Genomic DNA, 2,793 nt, shown 5'->3' on the forward strand with positions numbered 1-2,793 from the left:
TGGGCAGGTCCGCCAACGGCACCCGTCGGCGGCCCTTCAACGAGGCCCGGGCCCCGCACGCCCCGCAGCCCACAGCACGCTCGGTCGTCTCGACCGCCACGTGCACCCGGCCATCGGCGCCCCGGGCGACCTCCAAGATCGGCACCCGATCCAGGCCTACCAACAGCTCGCACCAACCCGTACGGTCCAACCCCATCGGGGGTCTCCTCCAAGTTCGAGTCCAGAACAACCCGAACGATGGTCGAGACCCCCGACCCAACCGCGGACCCCCCTCTCAACCGCTCACACCCCCCTCATCCGCGAAGCGCCCCATTGCTCGGGGTCCCGTGGCATGGACCGCAGCTGCGCCGGTGACGGGTCGATCAGCCCGGCGAGCATCGCCTCGGTTGTCGACTTCCCTGTGCCTTGTTCACCGCCGAGCAGCAGCACCGGGTGGGGGATGTCGGGGAGCAGCGCGGCGACCAGCCACCCGAGCACCAGCGGCCACGTATCGTCGCTCACGTTCAGCAGCCCGGCGAGCTCGTCGAGGGTGCCACCGTGCATCGGGACGGGGAGCGCCCCGGTCAGCTCGGTCCTCCGGAACAGCACCGGGGACCGGTCAACCACCTTCCAGCCGTCGGCGCCGACGACGGCGGCCCGGCCGGTCTCATCCCCCAGGTCGACCACGACGGCGCTGTCGTGGGTGGCGACGCGGAGCGCCACCGTCTCCCGAGGGGCGGTCATCGCCTCCCCCTCGAGGGTGAGCAGGGCGTCGGCCAGCGCGCTGGCCGTGGGAGGTTTGCCGTGCGCCTGGTGATGAGCGCGCGCCAGCTCGGCGCGCAGCGAATCACCGCCGCCCCGGAGCATCCGGGCCACGTTGGCGCCGTTGCGCTCGACGGCGAACGGCTCCCCCGAGGTCGTCATCGCAAACCGGTACCGGTCGGTGGCCAGCGCCACCAAGGCCATGGACTGCGTCACCTTCCCGGCCGGCTCGTCCGGCTCGTCGCCGATCCCGGTGTCGTTGTTCGAGCCGTTGTTCGTGTCGTTGCCGGCGTCGTCATCGGTGTCGTGGTCGACCAACGAGAGCAGGCGGCGGGCCTCGTCGGCTGCAGCGGTCACGGTCCACCGCCGTCGGCGAGGAGCTCGGCGCCGAGCAACGGGGCCTGCTCGTCGAGCACCGGCCACCCGTCGGGTGCGGTCCCGACGATGGCGGCGACGGTCCGATCGGCCACGGGGTGGCGTTGCCCGCGAGGACCAGCGGTCCACCATCCGGCCAAGTCGCGGCGCAGCAGCCGACCGTCCGCGTAGCAGGCGGCCGCCACCACGTCGTCGGTGACGTACACGATCCAGCGGTACCCCGGCCCGGCGGCGATGGTCTCACCCGGCCGAGCGCCGGGGCATGGGTGGACGGCGGTCATCGGCCGACGGCCGACGCGCTCGCGGCTGTCGACGTACTCGGCCACGGCGCCGCCGGCCACGCAGTAGTCGGCACGCGGCGACAGTGGCGGCATCGGCGGGGATGTATTCTGTGCGGGCGTCCCCACGCCCGGCCGCCCTTCTTCGGGGCGGTCGGCCCGCGTCATGACGCCGCCGGGTGGGTGCCGGCGTCGGCGCCATGGTCAGCCAACCACGCCATGCACAGGTCGAGGTCGTACCGGCGGGCCCGCCCGATTGAGACCGACGGCATCCCCCGGCTGCGCAGCACATGCACCATGGCCCGTGAGATGGCGAGGTGCTCGGCGAGCTCGGCATCGCGGACGAGCCCGGCGCGGGCTTGTGTGGGTCGGCCTTCTCCCCTCGCCGTCCTAACGGCAGTGGGTGGGCGGTGTGCTGTGTCCATGACTGTGGCCTCCGGGCGGCGGTGGTGGCGGTGCATGGACCATGATGGTCGGACAGTTAGACTGTCGTTCATGTCCGATGCGATTGCACAGCTCAGGGAGATGCTCCGCCCGAAGGTCGGCGGCCCGGATGACCTGTTCCGCGTGGCCTGGGCCGCGTTCCGCGGCGGCGACTACGCCGAGGAGGTCATCGGCGGCGAGCTGTCGGAGGCGGATGCGGTTGCGAAACTGCGGTCGTGGGTGAACGCGTCTCGCACCATCTCCGATGACCCCGGCGAAGCGGACCGGGGCGGCGGCGACTTCGCATCCCACCAGGCGGCGCTTGCCGTCGTCACCGCGTCGAGGGCGTCGGGTGACGACGCGGTCATCGCCTGGCGGGCAGCTCATCTCCCCCAGATGCTCACGTCGAGCGACGAGCTGCGCGCCTGGGTGGTCGCTCGCATGCGCTCGGTTGAGGCCGACAGCCCGGAGGCCTTCGGCGAGCAGCTCGGCACGACGGTGCGGTGGGTGAACTTCGAGGGGCTGCGCGAGTTCCGGTACACCACGGGGGCGCCGGTGCTCGTCGAGCTGGCGCAGGTCGCACGGAGGCTGTGGCGCTACGGGTGGCGGGAGGCGGAGGCGACGACGTTCGTCCTGACCGGTGCGGTGCCAATGGTGCCGATGATCCGCACCAAGATCGGTGGCCGCATCGCACTACAGGTGCATCCGGCTACGCCACCGGCCGAGGTCGCCCGGGCCTACGCAGAAGCCCGGGTGACGGTGCTCCCCGGTCGAGCCCGGCTCATCTCGGCCCGGGTGGCGGCGGCGGTCCTCGTGGCGCACACCACACCCGGAACCTGGGAGGCCCGGAACAGGGAGCTGCGCCGGCGAGGGGAGCCCGGCTACGCCACAGGCGATGACATGCGCCGCACCGTGGAACGGGCCGAGGCGAAGCTCATGGGCGAGCGCCCCGGGCACCGGCCCATCGACCAGGTGC

4 protein-coding genes are annotated in these 2,793 nt (G+C 72.4%); 1 reads left to right on the forward strand and 3 read right to left on the reverse strand.

Annotated features, from left to right (window positions below; all coding sequences use genetic code 11):
* Positions 1 to 282: 282 nt before the first annotated feature.
* The 3 genes from VNL12_RS10380 to VNL12_RS10390 form a co-directional block, all read right to left on the reverse strand.
* Positions 283 to 1,098 carry a hypothetical protein gene (locus VNL12_RS10380; RefSeq protein ID WP_325594238.1) on the reverse strand — a complete coding sequence of 272 codons (816 nt, stop codon included), beginning with the start codon at positions 1,096 to 1,098 and terminating at the stop codon, positions 283 to 285.
* A complete protein-coding gene (locus VNL12_RS10385; RefSeq protein WP_325594240.1) occupies positions 1,095 to 1,490 on the reverse strand; it encodes a hypothetical protein in 396 nt (131 codons plus the stop codon). The genes VNL12_RS10380 and VNL12_RS10385 overlap by 4 nt, the downstream gene beginning before the upstream one ends.
* Positions 1,491 to 1,558: 68 nt before the next feature.
* The gene (locus VNL12_RS10390; protein WP_325594242.1) at positions 1,559 to 1,819 is read right to left on the reverse strand and encodes a hypothetical protein; all 261 of its coding nucleotides are present in this window, start codon (positions 1,817 to 1,819) and stop codon (positions 1,559 to 1,561) included.
* A 70-nt stretch (positions 1,820 to 1,889) separates the two neighbouring features.
* Here VNL12_RS10390 and VNL12_RS10395 point away from each other — a divergent pair.
* Positions 1,890 to 2,793, forward strand: a 904-nt coding sequence (locus VNL12_RS10395) for a hypothetical protein (RefSeq protein WP_325594244.1), incomplete at its 3' end; no start/stop codon positions are given.

Origin of the sequence: Iamia sp., assembly GCF_035575815.1 — a bacterium.
Lineage (GTDB): Bacteria > Actinomycetota > Acidimicrobiia > Acidimicrobiales > Iamiaceae > Iamia.